The organism is Kitasatospora sp. NPDC098663 (assembly GCF_044760075.1).
Taxonomy (GTDB): Bacteria; Actinomycetota; Actinomycetes; order Streptomycetales; family Streptomycetaceae; genus Kitasatospora.
In genome coordinates, this window is record NZ_JBIWAP010000041.1 from 1 (window position 1) to 15,161 (window position 15,161).

Consider the following 15,161-nt stretch of genomic DNA (forward strand, 5'->3'; position numbering starts at 1 on the left):
ACCTGGGCCATCACCCCCACCACCACATAACGCAGGAGGGGCTGTCCCCAACCGGGACAGCCCCTCCACCAACAAGATCTTCAGGAGCCTTCTAGGAGCGTTCGGCGAGGCGCTCGAAGCGCAGGACGAGCCCGTCGAGCAGCGCTTCCAGGCCGGTCTCGAAGGCGCCCTCGTCCACCGTCCCGCGGTGCCCGGCCAGCCGGTGCGCCTCGCCGAGGTGCGGGTAGTCGGCCGCGTCGTACACCTCGGCGTCCGCGGGGAAGCCGGCCGCGAAGGAGGCCAGCGCCGAGCCGGTGACGAAGTAGCGCATCAGCGCGCCGATCCGGGTGGCCTGGCCGCGCGGCCAGCCGGCCTCGACCAGGTGGCCGAAGACCGCGTCGGCCAGGCGCAGCGCGTTCGGCCGGCGGCCCGGGCCCTGGGCAAGCACCGGCACGATGTTGGGGTGGGCGGCGAGGGCGGCGCGGTAGGAGCGGGCCCAGTCGCGCAGCGCGTCCGGCCAGGGCGTCGGCCGACCGCCGGACGAGCGGTCGGGAGTGCCGTCGGGAGTGCCGAACATCGACAAGTCGACCTCGCCGATCACGCTGTCCACCACCGCGTCCAGCAGTTCGTCCTTGGTCGCGACGTGGTTGTAGAGCGAGGGACCGCTGACCGACAGTTCGGTGGCGAGGCGGCGGGTGGAGAGGGCCGCCAGGCCCTCGGCGTCGATCAGCCGCAGAGCAGCGGCGACGATGCGCTCGCGGCTGAGCAGCGGGGTGCGCGGGCGGGCCATCGGGGTGCTGCCTCCGGTTCCTCCGGTCGGGTGGGGCGGGGACCGATTCCGGCAGGCGCCCCTTCCCAGCGCGGGCCGGCCGGGGCTACAGTCCCTCCATAAAACTTGCAGCGCTAGTTTAATGGATCTGGAGCCGCCGCCGTGAACCTGGAGCTGTCCGAGGAGCAGAGCGCCGTCCGGGACCTCGCCGCCTCCTTCACCGACCGCGAGATCGTTCCGCACGCCGCCGCGTGGGACCGCGCCGAGTCCGTCGACCGCGCGATCATCGGCAAACTGGCCGGACTCGGCTTCCTCGGCCTCACCATCCCCGAGGAGTACGGCGGCAGCGGCGGCGACCACCTCGCGTACTGCCTCGTCCTGGAGGAACTCGGCCGCGGCGACTCGGCCGTGCGCGGCATCGTCTCGGTCACGCTCGGCCTGGTCGCCAAGTCCGTCAACGGCCACGGGACTCAGGAGCAGAAGCGGCACTGGCTCCCCCGGCTCACCTCGGGCGAGTCGCTCGGCTGCTTCGCGCTCACCGAACCCGGCACCGGCTCCGACGCGGCCAACCTCAGCACCCGCGCCGTCCGGGACGGCGACGACTGGCTGATCAGCGGCGCCAAGATGTTCATCACCAACGGCACCTGGGCCGACGTCGCCCTGGTCTTCGCCCGCACCGGCGGCGACGACCCCGACCGGCAGGGCCACAAGGGCATCACCGCGTTCCTGGTGCCCACCGACCTGCCCGGCTTCACCCGCACCGAGATCCACGGCAAGCTCGGCCTGCGCGGCCAGGCCACCGCCGAACTCGCCCTCGACCGGGTCCGGGTGCCCGACAGCGCGCGGCTCGGCGAGGTCGACAAGGGGTTCCGGGTGGCGATGTCCGCGCTCGCCAAGGGCCGGATGTCGGTCGCGGCGGGCTGCGTCGGCATCGCCCGCGCCTGCCTGGAGGCCGCCGTCCGCTACGCCGGCGAGCGCGAGCAGTTCGGCCGCCCGATCGCCTCGCACCAGCTCGTCCAGGAACTGCTGGCCGGCATCGCCGTCGACGTCGAGGCCGCCCGGCTGCTCACCTGGAAGGTCGCCGACCACATCGAACGCGGCCTGCCGTTCGCCACCGAGTCCTCCGTCGCCAAGCTCTACGCGAGCGAGGCCGCCGTCCGGGCCGCCAACAACGCGCTCCAGGTGTTCGGCGGCTACGGCTTCATCGACGAGTACCCGGTCGGCAAGTACCTGCGCGACGCGCGGGTCATGACCCTCTACGAGGGCACCAGCCAGATCCACCAGTTGCTCATCGGCCGTGCCCTCACCGGGGTCAACGCCTTCTGAACAGCCCGTTTCATCGCATCCGAGCAACCAGGAAGGGTCCATCGGACCACCCGCATCACCCGGACCACCCGGACCGTCCCGACTGCTCGGACCACTCGGACACCACTCGGACCACTCGAATTCAACCGGATAGGAGCCCGACGACGTGCGTCCCGTCTACTTCACCGCAGCCCGCCGCACACCCATCGGCCGGCTGCGCGGAGCGCTCGCCACGGTCCGCCCGGACGACCTCTCGGCCACCGTGCTGCGCGCCCTGCTCGCCGACGTCCCCGCCCTCGACCCCGCCCGCATCGACGACGTCTACTGGGGCGCCGCCAACCAGGCCGGCGAGGACAACCGCAACGCCGCCCGGATGGCCGTCCTGCTGGCCGGCCTGCCGGAGACCGTCCCCGGCGCCACCGTCAACCGGCTCTGCGCCTCCGGGCTGGAGGCCGTCACCCTCGCCGCCCGGGCCATCGGCTCCGGCGAGGCCGACGTCGTCCTGGCCGGCGGCTGCGAGTCGATGACCCGCGCCCCCTTCGTCCTCCCCCGCCCCGACGAGGCCCTTCCGCACCGGATCGAGACCTACGACACCAGGCTCGGCTGGCGGCTCACCAACCCCCGGATGACCGACCTGCACGGCGTGCTCAGCATGGGCGAGACCGCCGAGGAGGTGGCCGGCCGGTACGGCATCGGCCGGGAACGCCAGGACGCCTTCGCGCTGCGCAGCCACCAACGGGCCGCCGCCGCCCGCAAGGACGGCCACTTCGACGCGGAACTGATCCCGGTCGAACGGCCCGACGGTGTGACGGTCGGCCAGGACGAGGGCATCCGCGAGGACACCAGCCTGGAGAAGCTCGCCCGCCTCAAGCCCGCCTTCCGCCCCGGCGGCACCGTCACGGCCGGCAACGCCTCGCCGATGAACGACGGCGCGGCCGGGCTGCTCCTGGTCGGCGAGGAGGCGCTGCGCGACCTCGGACTGCGGCCGCTCGGCCGGTACGTGGCCGGCGCCTCCGTCGGGGTGCACCCCGACGTGATGGGCATCGGCCCGGTGCCGGCCACCCGCAAGGTGCTCGGCCGGGCCGGCTGGTCGCTGGCCGACCTGGACACCGCCGAGCTCAACGAGGCCTTCGCCGCCCAGGCCCTGGCCTCCGCCGACGGCATCGGATTCACCCCCGAACAGGCCGACGAACTGGTCAACCCGAGCGGCGGGGCGATCGCGCTCGGCCACCCGCTGGGCGGCTCCGGCGCGCGCATCCTCACCACCCTGCTGCACCGGATGCGCCGCACCGACGCCCGGCGCGGCCTCGCCACCATGTGTGTGGGGGTCGGTCAGGGCACTGCCGTCCTCGTCGAGAACGTTGACTGAGTGCGCGCTCGCGTTCCGCGCTCGCCATCACGTCCGAGTTCACGTCAGAGTTCGAGTTCGCGTCCGAATTCAAGGGAGCACCGGGAATGACTGAAGTAGCCGCAGTGGCCGAAGTGACGGGCCTGGCGGGCAGGTTCGCGGGCAGGGTCGCCGTCGTGACCGGCGCCGCACAGGGCATCGGCGCGGCCACCGCCCACCGGCTCGCCCAGGAGGGCGCGACCGTCGCCGTCGTCGACCTCACCGCCGAACGGGCCGCCGGGACGGCCGCGGAGATCACCGCCAAGGGCGGCACCGCTCGGGCGTACGGCTGCGACGTGGCCGACTACGACGCCGTCGAGGCGGTGTTCGCGCAGGTCGCGGCGGACCTCGGCGGGGTGCACATCCTGGTGAACAACGCCGGGATCACCCGGGACAACCTGTTCTTCAAGATGCCGAAGGCCGACTGGGACGCGGTCCTGACCGTCAATCTGACCAGCGCGTACAACTGCAGCCACGTCGCGCAGAAGTACATGGTGGCGCAGAAGTACGGGAAGATCGTCTCGCTCAGCTCGCGCTCCGCCCTCGGCAACCGGGGACAGGCGAACTACGCGGCCGCCAAGGCCGGCATCCAGGGGCTCACCGCGACCCTCGCGATCGAGCTGGGGCCGTTCAACATCAACGTCAACGCCGTCGCCCCCGGGTACGTCGCCACCGCGATGACCGCCGCCACCGCCGAGCGGGTCGGCAGCACGGCCGAGGACCAGCAGGCGGAGGTCTCCGCCCGGACCCCGCTGCGCCGGGTGGGGCAGCCGGAGGAGATCGCGTCCGTGGTCGCCTTCCTGGCCAGCGAGGACGCCTCGTACGTCAGCGGGCAGACGCTGTACGTCAACGGCGGGGCGCGGTAGGTCTGGCCCGGGCGGGGACCTTCGAGGACCCTTCAGCATTAGTACGATAATACTGACGTGTCGTCACATGACCGTCCCGGGCGTGGGGTTACCTTCGCCTGGGACGGCCTTTACCTTTTCGCGTGGCCGAGCATGACCATGCCCTTGATCGGGCGACCCCACCAAATGACTATGGCATGATCATGCGGCAGTCGATGGGATGGCCGGACCGACCCGACCGGACCAGGTCGGGCCCTGCGCCCCAAGGAGTCCCATGGGCAGCCCCGCCCCCCTTCGCCGTGCCCTGGCTCTGCTCGCCGTCGGGGCCACCGCCCTCACGGCCGGCACCATCGCCGTCCCGGCGGTCGGCGCCGCGACCGCCGCCCCCGCGCACGACCTCACGGGCGTCCACGTCCGCCCCGCCTCCTTCGGGCACCACAACGCCCAGGGCCGCACCGCCCCGCTGACCACCACCCAGTGCGTCAGCCAGATCGGCATCCACTGCTACTCGCCGCTGCAGTACCGGAACGCCTACAACCTGAACCCGCTGTACCAGGAGGGCATCACCGGCAAGGGCCGCACGATCGTCATCGTCGACTCCTTCGGCTCGCCGACCATCCAGCACGACCTAGAGGTCTTCGACAAGCAGTGGGGCATCCAGGACACCAACGTCGAGGTGGTCAAGTGGGGCAACGTCCCCGCCTTCGACCCCAAGAACCCCGACCACACCGGCTGGGCCGGCGAGACCACGCTGGACGTCGAGTACGCCCACGCCATCGCCCCCGACGCGCACATCGTCCTGGTCGAGACCGGTGTCGCCGAGACCGAGGGCACCACCGGCCTGCCCGAGATGATGGACGCCGAGAAGGCCCTCATCAAGGCCGGCCGCGGCGACGTCATCTCGCAGAGCTTCGGCGCCACCGAGAACACCTTCCCCGGGTACGACAAGGGCGACTTCAAGTCGCTCACCGACCTGCGCTACGCCTTCCAGGCCGCCGCCGACCACAACGTCACCGTGCTCGCCGCCTCCGGCGACAACGGCGCCACCGACTCGCAGACCAACGGCACCGACCTGTACCCGTACAAGGTCAACTCCTGGCCGTCCTCCGACCCGCTGGTCACCTCCATCGGCGGCACCCAGCTCACCCTGGACGACAACGGCGCGCGCACCGCGCCCGACAAGGTGTGGCACGACAAGTCCGGCGCCGGCGGCGGTGGCGTCTCCGGCATCTTCGAGCGCCCGTGGTACCAGGCCGGCGTCGCCAACGTCACCGGCAACCACCGCGGCACGCCCGACATCAGCATGAGCGCGGCCGTCGACGGCGGCGCCTGGACCTACGAGTCCTACGACCCGACCTCCGTCGGCTGGCACCTCACCGGCGGTACCAGCGAGGCCACCCCGCTGTTCTCCGGCGTCGTCGCCCTCGCCGACCAGCTCGCCGGCCACCGCCTCGGCCAGCTCAACTGGCGCCTGTACGGGCTCAACCTGCTCCCGAGCGCGTGGAGCGGCATCACGGACGTGAAGGAGGGCGACAACTCCTGGGGCGGCGTCACCGGCTACACCGCCACCGAGGGCTACGACCTCTCCAGCGGCCTCGGCACCATCGACGGCGCGAAGTTCGTCCACGCCATCGCCGGTCGCTGACGGGCCTCAGTGAGTAGCAGGTAACAACTGACAGCGAACAGATAACAGATTTCGAAATCTGTTATCTGTTCGCTGTTATCTGTTATCTGTCCGCTGTCATCTGTTCGCGGCCAGGTGCCGGTCGTCCGGCCCAGCCGCGCGCGGCGCGAAGGGTCAGACGCGGTCCGCCGGAGCGGAGGCAGGCGTCGCGGCGGGCTCCGGGGCGGCGGCCAGTTGGGCGAGGTAGCGCTCGGCGGCGCGGAGCTTGCGGCCGTCGGGGCCCGGGAGGTAGGCGCGGAGCTCGATGATCTCCGGGGCGATCCGAAGGGCCGCCGCACGGTCGGGGACCGAACGCCAGCAGGCCTCGGCGTTGGTGGCCGCCTGCTGGGTCTCCGGGTGGTCCGGCCCCTGCGAACCGAGCAGCGTCAGGGCCACCTCGCGGTAGATGTCCGCGGCCTCGGCCGGCCGGCCCGCGAGACGGCACACGTGTGCCCGGACCTGGCGCACCTGAAGGACCGGTTCGGAGACGGCGCCGTGCTCGGCGATCGCCTCCAGTTCGAGGGCGAAGGCGAGTTCGGTGGCGGCCTCGTGCTCGCCGGCGTCCGCGCTGCGGACGATCCGGCCGATGGCCTCCCGGTAGTCGGCACGCGGCTGACCGGACACCGGAGCGTCGACGGGTACCGCATCGGCAGGTACCTCGTCCGCCGGTACCGCGTCGGCGGGGGCCTCGTCGTCGGTCGGGGCCGTGTCGTCCGCCGCCTCCGCCGTCGGCGCCGCGTCGGCGGGGGCCTCGTCAACGGGAGGGGCCTGCGTCGGGACGGCGTCCTGCGGTTCCGGCGTCAGCGTGCCGGCGTCCGCCGGTGTCTGACCCGGCTCCCGCTCGGACTCCAACTCCGGCTCCAACTCCGGCTGCTGGGACTTGGCCAGCGTCACGCCCGCGGACGCCTCGACGGCTTCGGGTGCAGCGTCCGCCGGAGCGGGCTTGTGTAGGGTCACGCCGGCCGGACCGGCCGGCTGCCCCTTCAGCAGGCTGACCGGGCGGGCCGGCCTCGGCGGGGTGGGCGGCACGCCGACCTTGACCAGGCTCACCGGACCGGCCTCGGCCGCGGGAGCCGGGGAGGCCGACGGCGACGGAGCCGTGGGCGCCACGGGCGGTTCGACGACGGCGTCCTGTGACTCCGCCCGGCCCGGCGCCAGCGGCACCGACAACGCGGGCGGCCCGGACGACACCACATCGGCACGCACGGCATCGACCGGCACCGCATCTACCGGCACTGCATCGACCGGCGGCACCGTGTCAGCCGGCGTCGCGTCGGCCGGCGTCGACACCTCGGCCGGCGGACCGTCGCCACGGCGGGCGGTGTTGCGGAAGACCGGGCGGTCCGGGGCGTGCGTGGCCAGGATGACGACATCCGGCCGCAGCACCGAGTACACCTGCTGCCGCAGTTGCTCGGGCGCGAGCACGTCGCCCGCTCCGGGGCGGCCGCCGTGCAGCGCCTCGATCAGGGCGCGGGTGAAGGTGCCGATCTGCTCCGGGTCCGGGCTGACGACCGCCCAGAGCGGGATGCCCTCGCTGAGCGGCGAGGCGGCGCCCTGGAGGTACGGCCAGGCGTTCTGGTCGGCGCTGAGGTCGGCGACGACGAGGGTCTGCCACTCGGCCGGGCGGTGGCTCAGCTCGGCGGCGACGGCCTGCCAGGGCAGGCCGTCCTGCTTGGAGTCGCGCAGGGTGAGCTGGAGCTGTCCGCCGCGCTTGTCGGCGACCACGTGACCGCCCAAGTGGACGAGCAGCGGCCCCGGATGGCGGGACGCGGCGCGCAGGTGGGCGAGGACGGTGTGCGGGTCGCTGGCGCCGGGGAGGTGGACGGCGTCCACCGCGTCCGCGGCAAGCAGCACCTGCGGTGAGACGGCCGCGAGCATCGCGGACAGCACCGACGCCTGGGCAGGGCCGCCCCGACCCCAGGCACGGCGCCCGGAGTTGCCGTAACCGCCTTCGACGACCAGGATCCGTCCGCGCGGCGCCGCCCCCAGTCCGCCCGCACCGGAGGCACTCACGGCCGGGGCCGGGAAGGGCGGCGGCGTGGCCGCGGACGGCGGCGCGCCCACGGCGGCCATGCCGGTGAGGGTCCATCCGGTGGGCGCGGTCGGCGGCGGGCCCGGCACCGCGGCCGGAGCCGTCGGAGCCGACGGCGGGGCGGCCGGAGCGGACGGCGGGAGCGGGGGCACGGGCGGCGGCTCGTAGAGCGCGGCGGGCCCGGGCGGGTGCTCCTCGGCCGGGGTGCGCGGCGGCGGTACGGCGTCCCAGGGGCCCGAGTCCGCTGCCGGTTCGGGGCCTCCGGGGACAGCTGTCGTCTCCGCCATCTTCTGGTCACCGCCCACCCCGCCGCTCCGCGGCGTCTGATGCCCTTGCTGGGTGGTGCCTACCACCACTCCCGTCGCGCCACCCTACGAGATCCCGGCACACCCGATCCAGGCCGGGTCTCCGATCGGCGCGCCACGCGGCCCGCTGTCGCGCCGTCATGGCAGGCCCCGGTACAGCTCTCCTGTTCCCTGAGGTGCAAGGGGCCGCGACCCCTATCCACCTCGGACCCGCAACGGGTTCTCAGGGCATCGCCTTCCGCTCCGGAACCCCCCAGGGACCGGTGGAAGGTTCTTGGCCGTGGTGCGGGACTGGAGCCATGAGGTCCACTGGCCGCGCCACTGGCGGCGGCACCGCCCCGTCCGCCGCCGATGCGGCGGCCTGGCCGATCAGCAGCTCGACCCGGTCGAGTGCGGCCTGCGTGGACTCGACCAGGTCGGTGTCCCCCTTGGCGATCCGCAGGCGCAGCGCTTCTTGGAGATGGGTGTGGGCATCCGCGAGGTCGCCGCGTTCCATGAGGTGCTTGCCGGTGTGCTGGAGCGCGAAGTCCACGAGTTCCGGGTGCTGGCTTCGCGCGGTGTTCAGCGCGCCGCGGTAGAGCGCGTCCGCGCCCTGGACGTCCCCGGCGTAGCGGTGCGCGTCGGCCAGGTTGAGCCCGGTGGCGACGACGGCCCGGGTGTTGCCAAGCGCTGCGGCGAGGTCGAGCGACCGCCGGAGGTTCCTACGGGCCTCCTCGTGGTGGCCCAGGCACATCTGACCGATGCCGATCCACCTGGTCAGGACCCGAGTACGAGCGGGGTCGGCCTCCCCGGGCAAGCCCTGCAATTCCTCGTTGAGTCGGCCGACCGCAGTGGTCAGCTCGTTGCGGTCGGCGGGGACCATTCGAAGGCCCTCGTCCTGGTCGATGAGGTGCTGGAGCACTGGACTTTCCCTCGTCTGGTTCTGCTCGGCGTGGCACTACAGCTGCCCGGTCACCCCGAGGGGCGGCCGGGCAGCGGCATGCAGGGGACGTCAGGAACCGGCCAGCAGATCGCGGAGCAGGGCGACGGTGTCGGCGTCGAGGTCACGGCCGGTGCGGCGGCTGAGCGCGTCGAGACGGTTGACGGCGCGCAGGAGTTGGTCGCGGGCGCCGGCCGAGGCGTAGGCGTAGAAGAGGTCCCGGTGCAGGAGTTCGACGTCCGGGGCGACGGCGAGGCCGCGGAAGACGGCGGCCTCGGCGCTGCGGTGGTCGCCGTACTGCAGGCGGCGGGCGGCCAGTTCGTGGGCGGTGTCGACGATCGCCGCGATCATGTCCTGGCGTTCGGCCTCGGCCCAGCCGTAGGAGGCGGGCGGGGCCTCGGCGAACGGGGCGCCGCGCACCAGGGCCAGGGCGTGGGCGAGGGCGGCGTCGGCGGTGGCGCTGGTGCTGCGCATGCCGCGCCGGTAGAGGCTGCGGAACTCGTCCCAGTCGCAGGTGACGACGGGGGTGAAGGAGTAGCCGTCGGTGGTGTCGGTCGGCAGGAAGGCGCGGCCCTCGGGCGAGGTGCCGAACCAGGCGGCCAGGTCGGCGAGTTTGCCGGGGAGCGGGCTCTTGGCGTCGGCCGCGGTGGGGTGCGGGTCGAGGTGGGCGGCGCCGGGGTGGAGGTCGTGGTCGAGGGCGTGGTGGTCGGCGCCGGGCCGCAGCGCGAGGTAGACGGCGAGTTCGGTGAGCCGGGACAGCGCGCCGGGTTCGGCGGTACCGAGGGCTCCGGCGACGTCGACCGGGCCGAGCAGGCGGATCCGGGGGGCGTTGCGGGCGGCGTGGGCCTCCGGGGAGCGCAGGATGGCGAGCAGGTCGTCGCTGTCGCTGCGCCCGGGGGTGGTCTGGGCGACCGGGGCGGCGGGGCCGGGCTCGGCGTAGGAATCGGCCTGGGAACCGGCCTGGGAACCGGCTTCGGCCAGGGCCTCGGCTTCGGTACCGGGCACGAGGTCGGGCGAGGGCTCCGGCCGGGACGGGACGCGCGGGTCGACGCCGGAGGGCGCGGGCGCGGGCTGGTGGACCGGGGCCGGCTCGACGGGCTGGACGGGCTGGACGGCGGGCACGGACGGCACGGGCTGGACGGACGGCACTGCGAGGACGGCCGCGGGGGCTTGCTGCGGTGCCTCCGCCGCATCCCCCGCCACCGCGTCCGGGCGGCGCAGGTCCCGGGTGGCCTCGTCCGCGGCCTCGTCAACGACCTGACCGACCACGAGCTCTTCCTCGGTCCCGATCCCACTCCCGGTACCGATCCCGGTCCCGGCTCCGGTCCCGGCCTCGGCCTCGGCGGAGGCGGCCTGCCGCCCCTGCCCGTTGACCGCGTACCGCCCCGGCGCGGCCGGAGGGGCCGGCACCGGCGTCGCCGGGTCGGTGCCCGCGAACGGGCTGGCGCCGGTGCCGATGACCCGGGCGAGCAGCCGGGGCCCGGCGGCCGTGTCCGTACCGCCCTGCGCGCCGGCCGCGGGGGCCCCGACGGCGGCCAGTACGGGTACGGCGGCGGGCAGTTCGGCCGTGTCGGCGTCGTCGTCGTCCGCGTCGGGGTCGAGGCCGGGACCGTCCAGGGTCCAGGCGGGGGCCGGGTGTTGGGTGAGGTCGTCGGCGGCGCGGAGCAGTTCGGCGACCTGGTCGTACTGCCGGTCGCTGAGCCGCTGGAGTTCGACGGTGAGGTGCAGGCCGGGGATGGCCGCCTGGCCGGTGGCCGGGAGGGTCCAGCGGGCGACCGGGCCGGTGCCGCGTTCGGGGGCGCGGGTGATGACGGCGACGCAGGTGCGCGGCCGGGCGTCGAGCAGTCGGCCGAGTTCGGCGGGGACCTCGCCGCCGGGCTGCTGGGCGCAGAGCACGATCTCGGGGGTCCAGGACTCGTCGGCCTGGCCCCGGCTGCGGGCGTCGCGCGGGCTGGCGGCCTCGGCGGCGACCAGGGTGGCCCGGGCCTTGGCGGTGCGCGGGCCGAGGGCGGCGAGCGCGGCCTCCAGGGTGGGGTGGCGGTGGATGCGTTCGGCGGCCGGGCCGCTGATCGGCACCTCCTCGGCAAGGTCGACCAGGTGCAGGTGGAGCCGGTCGGCGAGCGGGCTGTGCGCGAGTTCGACGGCGAGGGTGCGCAGGATGTCGCGGGCGTCGTCGGGGTGGCCGGAGAGGTGGAGCAGCCGGACGGCCTCCAGGTCGGCGAGGACGACCGAGCCGTCGGGCGAGGTGCCGAGGGTGACCAGGGCGGGGTAGGGCGCGGCGGTCTTGCGGGCCTGGGCGGCGCTGAGCAGGTCGCCGGAGTCGAGGCTGCACCACCAGACGTTGGCGGCGTGCGCGGCGCGGAACGGCGCGATCGGGGTGGCCGGGCCGGAGAGGTGCAGTTCGATGGTGTGGCCGGGGGTGATCCGGGCGGCGACGATGGCGGGCAGGCGCTTGCCGCCGCGCACGGTGTTGCGGGCCATGGTGCGCAGGGCGCGGTCGAGCAGGTCGAGGCCGGCGTCGTCCTGACGGGCCCTGAGCTCGTTCTCGAAGGCGGCGGCCTCGGCGTCGGGCATGGTGATGCGGTGCCGGGGGCGGCGGGCGCGCAGTTGGGTGCCGCGCTTGTGGGCGACGGTGCCGACCATGACGGCGGCGAGCAGGACACCGACGGTGGAGGCGGTGAGGGCGATGGAGTAGTCGTCGCCGGCCGACGGTTCGGCGTGCGCGGCGGGTGCGGGCGCGTGGGTGGGTGCGTGGGTGGGCGCCGGGGTGGCGGGCTGGGACGCGGCCGGGGCCGGCGCGGCCTGGGTCGGCGCGGGGGCGGGGGTGGCGGGCGCCTGGTCGGCCGGCGGCTGGCCGGTCGACGGCGTCGGCTGCGGCGCCGGAGCGGGCGCGGACGAGGGAGCAGGCGCGGGAGCGGCCGCCCCCGGCACCGTGAGCACCATCCCGGGCACCAGTACGTCCGGATCGGTCAGCCGTTCCCCGTCCGGTGCCTGGGCGCCCTTGTTCGCCTCGAACAGCTTCGGCCAGGCCTCGGCGTCCCCCAACTCCTTCTGGGCGATGGCGGACAGGCTGTCCCCGCCCTGGACGGTGACCGTCGCGTGCCCGCCCGCACCCGGCTCCGTCCCGGCCTGCGGCACCTGGGCCGACCCGGCACCGGGAGCAGGGGCGGGCGCGGGCTCGGACGAGGGAGCAGGCGCAGGAGCAGGCGCCGACCCGTCCGCCTTCGCGTCCCCCGGCATCAGCAGCGCCCACCCCGGCTGGATCGGCCGGTCGGCGTCGAAGCGGGTGCCGGAATCGTCCATCACCCGGCCGTCGTTGAGCTTGGCGATGTCCACCCACCGTTCGCCGGAGCCCAGTTGGCGTTCGGCGATGGACCACAGGCTGTCGGCGGGCCGGCTGTCCCGCACGGTGTACGTGGGGTTCTGCTCGGCGGCGGGCGCCAGGGCGGGCGCGGCCTGCGCGGCGGGCAGGGCGGCGCGCTGCACGCCGGCCGCCAACTGCGCCGGGGCGGTGGCGGTGTGGGCCGGGGTGGCGGCGAAGGCCGAGCCGGCGACCGGCATCAGCGCGAACACCGAGCCGACCAGGCCGGCCGCCATCCGCTGGCTCCAGCCGAAGGCGGGGATGCGGCGGGCGATCCGGCCGCGCAGTTGCGCGGGGATCTCCAGCAGCACGGAGAACGCGAAGCAGGCCCAGGCGAGCCAGCCGACCACGACCAGCAGCCAGAGGAACAGCCGGCCGTCGTCCGGGCCGGTGAGCGCCTGGCCGACGCCCTCCGGCGCGACGTCGCCCATCGCGGCGACCGCGCGGGTGCCGTAGAGCAGCAGCGCGGGGACACCGAGCAGCAGGGCGAGCAGGGTGACCAGCGCGGCGAGCGCGGTGATCAGGGCCGCGCCGCGGCCCCGCCCGCGCGGTGGGCGGGGCGCCGGGGCGGCGGGGCGGCCCGCGGCCCGGTGTCCGGTGTGGGCCCGGCCGTTGGCGCCCCGGGCCTGGTCCTTGGCCCCGGGGCTCCGGCCCTTGGCGGTTCGAGCCCGGCCCGGGGCGGTTCGGGCCTGGTCCTTGGCACGTGGCGCGGCCATCAGTCGGTCTCCGCTTTCTCGACTCCGTGGACGAGGGTCGCACTGCCCTTGCCCGTTACCTTCCGCTCCCCGAGCGCGCCCAGCAGGACGGGCCGGTAGTCGGCCCGCACGGTGACGGTGACGACCTTGCCGTCGCCGGAGAACTCGACCTCGCCGGCCTGAAGGCCGTACAGGGCCAGGTAGGCGTCGGCGGCCTGCCGGACGTAGTCCTGCTGGACCCTGAAGCCCTTTCCCTGGAGGACGGCGGCCTGGTCGAGCTGCTGTCCGCCGACCCGTGCGGCCTCCTGGGCGTAGGCGTCGGTGCGTTCGGCGACCCGCAACCGGCCGCCGGCGTCGATCACCAGGGCGATGACGAGCACGACGTAGGCCGCGCAGATCGCCACGAAGAGGGCGACCGCGCCCCGGTCGGAGCGGCGCCGGCGCCGCGCCCTGACAGGCACTTCCATCCCCCCTGCCCCTCCCGCCCCTCGTCCTCGCCACCGGCCCCCACCGGGCGCCGGCCGGTTCCGTCGCGTCATCCCCCGTGCGCTCTCCGCTTGCGTCTCCCCCGCGCGGGCCGTCCCCAATCCCCCGTCGCGGCCCGTGTCCCGCCGGGTGCCGCCCCGGGTCGTCATGTGCCCCGGTAGCGGTCCACCACGGAGGTGAACTCGCCGACGAGGTGCTTCGTCACGGGTACGCCGGACGGTCCGCCGAGCAGGTCCGCCAGTTCGACGTCGCACACCACGGTGACCTTGACGGTCGTGACGGCGCCGCCGGGCAGGTCCAGTTGGCCGGGCACGACCTGGACGTTCCCGTTGCGGCAGGAGACGCCCTGCTGGCGCAGCGTCGCGAGGGCCGAGTCCCGGCCCGGCTGCGTCATCCCGTCGACGCTGCGCTGCAGCGAGGCGGTGCGGGCGCCGGCCCGGGCGGCGGCCTCGACCGTACCGGCCGTGGTCTGCACCCGCCCGGCGGCGATGGCCACCAGGACCAGCCCGACCACCGGGGGCACGACGATCGCCGCCTCGATGGCGACCGCGCCGCCGTCGCTCCGCCGGACCGGCCACCACCGGGGCCGGCGCGCGGCGCGGGGCACGGAACGGCCCTCGGCGCGGAGCGCCGCCCACCGATCGGCCCGGGTGGGCCGTCTCACGGCGCCACCGCCACCGGCGGGACGAAGCGCTCGCGCGGCGCCTCGGCGAACTGCCTCAGGGCGGGCGCCGACAGCCCGGGTATCAGCAGCGGCGGGCGCACCGCCACCGTCACCCGGACCACTTCGGGCGTGCTGCCGTCGGTCGTCACCGTGTACGAGTGCACGCCCTGCCGGTCGAGGAAGTCCCTGGCCTGCCGGCGCGCCGCCTCGTTCTTCACCTCGTCCGTCGCGTTGCCCTGGATCCGGCCGGCGTCCACGCCCTCGCGGGCGGCCGTGAGCGCGAGCTGGCGGTCGTACCAGAGCAGCGCGGCCTGGACGACGAGCATCAGGAGCACCAGGACGACCGGGAAGACGATGGCGAGGCTCACGCTCATCGACCCCCGGTCGCCGCGGCGGCGAGGTCGGTACGTCACTTGGTGGCGCCTCCTGCGGCGGCGCCCGCACCCGGCATGTTCGGGTCCTGCTCGACCTTCTGCACGACCTTGTCCTTCAGCAGGTAGAGCGCGGTCGCGACGGCGCCCGCGACGAAGACCAACGCGATGATGGCGAGGGCGAGTTCGATGCTGATCGCACCGCGGTCGCCGCGCGCGCGGGCGGCCCGCAGCCGGCCGAGCCGCAGGGTGAACAGCAGCAGGGCGAACTGCACGGGCAGCAGGACGGGCCGGATCAGCCGGCCTGCCAGGTGGACGAGTCGGACGGTCATTCGGGTCTCCCGGGGGTGGAGTGCGGTGTGATGCCAGATGCCCTGCGA

Annotated in this window: 12 protein-coding genes; 4 read left to right on the top strand and 8 right to left on the bottom strand. The window is 74.6% G+C overall.

The genetic code is table 11. The annotated features are described in order from the left end of the window. Positions 1–91: 91 nt before the first annotated feature. Positions 92–769, bottom strand: a complete 678-nt coding sequence (locus ACIQVZ_RS32970) for a TetR/AcrR family transcriptional regulator (protein WP_402455041.1) — start codon at positions 767–769, stop codon at positions 92–94. Positions 770–910: 141 nt separating this feature from the next. Here ACIQVZ_RS32970 and ACIQVZ_RS32975 point away from each other — a divergent pair, with 141 nt between their 5' ends. The 4 genes from ACIQVZ_RS32975 (at position 911) to ACIQVZ_RS32990 (ending at position 5,930) form a co-directional block, all read left to right on the top strand. Beyond that, on the top strand, positions 911–2,074 hold the full coding sequence (locus ACIQVZ_RS32975) for an acyl-CoA dehydrogenase family protein (RefSeq protein ID WP_350875440.1): 1,164 nt from the start codon (positions 911–913) through the stop codon (positions 2,072–2,074). 145 nt (positions 2,075–2,219) lie between these two features. Continuing rightward, entirely contained in the window at positions 2,220–3,422 is a 1,203-nt protein-coding gene (locus ACIQVZ_RS32980; protein ID WP_402455044.1) for a thiolase family protein, read from the top strand. 86 nt (positions 3,423–3,508) lie between these two features. Beyond that, positions 3,509–4,306: a 3-oxoacyl-ACP reductase FabG gene (gene fabG, locus ACIQVZ_RS32985; RefSeq protein WP_350875435.1), complete on the top strand. Its 798-nt coding sequence runs from the start codon at positions 3,509–3,511 to the stop codon at positions 4,304–4,306. A 253-nt stretch (positions 4,307–4,559) separates the two neighbouring features. Continuing rightward, on the top strand, positions 4,560–5,930 hold the full coding sequence (locus ACIQVZ_RS32990; RefSeq protein WP_350875433.1) for a S53 family peptidase: 1,371 nt from the start codon (positions 4,560–4,562) through the stop codon (positions 5,928–5,930). 153 nt (positions 5,931–6,083) lie between these two features. Here ACIQVZ_RS32990 and ACIQVZ_RS32995 read toward each other — a convergent pair whose 3' ends face one another. From ACIQVZ_RS32995 to ACIQVZ_RS33025, 7 genes are all read right to left on the bottom strand, one after another. After that, positions 6,084–8,285, bottom strand: coding sequence for a hypothetical protein (locus ACIQVZ_RS32995; RefSeq protein ID WP_402455048.1), 2,202 nt, complete (start codon positions 8,283–8,285; stop codon positions 6,084–6,086). Positions 8,286–8,508: 223 nt separating this feature from the next. Then, on the bottom strand, positions 8,509–9,186 hold the full coding sequence (locus tag ACIQVZ_RS33000; RefSeq protein WP_402455051.1) for a hypothetical protein: 678 nt from the start codon (positions 9,184–9,186) through the stop codon (positions 8,509–8,511). A gap of 90 nt (positions 9,187–9,276) precedes the next feature. After that, positions 9,277–13,281, bottom strand: coding sequence for a BTAD domain-containing putative transcriptional regulator (locus tag ACIQVZ_RS33005; RefSeq protein ID WP_402455054.1), 4,005 nt, complete (start codon positions 13,279–13,281; stop codon positions 9,277–9,279). Then, positions 13,281–13,727 carry a hypothetical protein gene (locus tag ACIQVZ_RS33010; RefSeq protein WP_350875425.1) on the bottom strand — a complete coding sequence of 149 codons (447 nt, stop codon included), beginning with the start codon at positions 13,725–13,727 and terminating at the stop codon, positions 13,281–13,283. The genes ACIQVZ_RS33005 and ACIQVZ_RS33010 overlap by 1 nt, the downstream gene beginning before the upstream one ends. A gap of 164 nt (positions 13,728–13,891) precedes the next feature. Further along, positions 13,892–14,353 carry a TadE/TadG family type IV pilus assembly protein gene (locus ACIQVZ_RS33015; RefSeq protein WP_350875423.1) on the bottom strand — a complete coding sequence of 154 codons (462 nt, stop codon included), beginning with the start codon at positions 14,351–14,353 and terminating at the stop codon, positions 13,892–13,894. A 53-nt stretch (positions 14,354–14,406) separates the two neighbouring features. Continuing rightward, complete coding sequence (locus ACIQVZ_RS33020) at positions 14,407–14,823, bottom strand: TadE/TadG family type IV pilus assembly protein (protein WP_350875421.1); 417 nt, start codon at positions 14,821–14,823, stop codon at positions 14,407–14,409. Next, positions 14,820–15,113 carry a hypothetical protein gene (locus ACIQVZ_RS33025; protein ID WP_350875419.1) on the bottom strand — a complete coding sequence of 98 codons (294 nt, stop codon included), beginning with the start codon at positions 15,111–15,113 and terminating at the stop codon, positions 14,820–14,822. Before ACIQVZ_RS33025 ends, ACIQVZ_RS33020 begins: the two co-directional genes overlap by 4 nt. Positions 15,114–15,161 lie beyond the last annotated feature (48 nt).